This is a genomic window from Halomonas sp. ANAO-440 (assembly GCF_019915905.1).
Lineage (GTDB): Bacteria > Pseudomonadota > Gammaproteobacteria > Pseudomonadales > Halomonadaceae > Halomonas > Halomonas chromatireducens.
Genome location: NZ_JAHXBV010000023.1, coordinates 1 through 996, shown reverse-complemented (window position 1 = coordinate 996; position 996 = coordinate 1). Strand labels below are relative to the sequence as shown.

Annotated in this window: 1 protein-coding gene; it reads left to right on the top strand. The window is 66.9% G+C overall.

Annotated elements, in window-relative coordinates:
- On the top strand, positions 1 to 996 hold a 996-nt coding region (gene ltrA / locus KZO25_RS15455; RefSeq protein ID WP_262489065.1), incomplete at both ends, for a group II intron reverse transcriptase/maturase.

Here is a 996-nt window from a genome sequence, read left to right as displayed (position 1 = left end):
AAAGGGGCAGGGGCGGAACCCCGAGTCCCAGCCGGTGGGCGTCGAGACGGTCCCGGCGTCGTCATCGTGGACGAAAGCGGAGCCCGCCCCGCTCATGGAGGCCGTGGTAGAGAAGGTCAACATGGCGCGGGCTTACCGTAGGGTGGTTACCAACAAAGGGGCGCCGGGTGCCGACGGCATGACGGTGGACCAGTTGGCCAACCACCTGAAGCAACACTGGTCGACGCTGCGCGAGCGGCTGCTGGCCGGTGAGTACCACCCCAGCCCAGTTCGAGCCGTCGAGATCCCCAAGCCCAAGGGCGGGACGCGACAGCTCGGCATCCCCACGGTCACCGACCGGCTGATCCAGCAGGCGCTGCTCCAGGTGCTGACGCCGCTCTTCGATCCGGGCTTCTCCGCATCGAGTTACGGCTACCGCCCCGGGCGCAGTGCCCAGCAGGCCGTTTCGGCGATGAAGACCCATGTCGCCGCCGGCCACCGCTGGGTGGTCGACCTCGACCTGGAAGCCTTCTTCGACCGAGTGAACCACGACCTGCTGATGGCACGGGTCGCGCGCCGCGTTCACGACAAGCGGGTGCTGCGCCTGATCCGCCGTTACCTGGAAGCCGGCATGTTCCAGGATGGCTTGACCGCGCCACGCCGGCAGGGCACGCCCCAGGGCGGACCGCTGAGTCCGCTGCTGGCGAATATCCTGCTGGATGACGTGGACAAGGAACTGGAGCGCCGCGGCCACCGCTTCTGCCGCTACGCCGACGACATGCAGGTGTATGTCAGGAGTCGGCGAGCGGGCGAGCGGGTCATGGCCAGTCTGAGTGATTTTCTCGAGAGCTCACTCAGGCTGACGGTCAATCGCGACAAAAGCGCGGTGGGCCGGCCATGGAATCGGGGGTATCTGGGCTACACGCTGACTCGGCACAAACTGCCGAAGCTGACGCTGGCCAAGGCCAGTTTGCAGCGCCTGATGCAGCGTGTCCGTGAGATCCTCAAGCGCGGCAG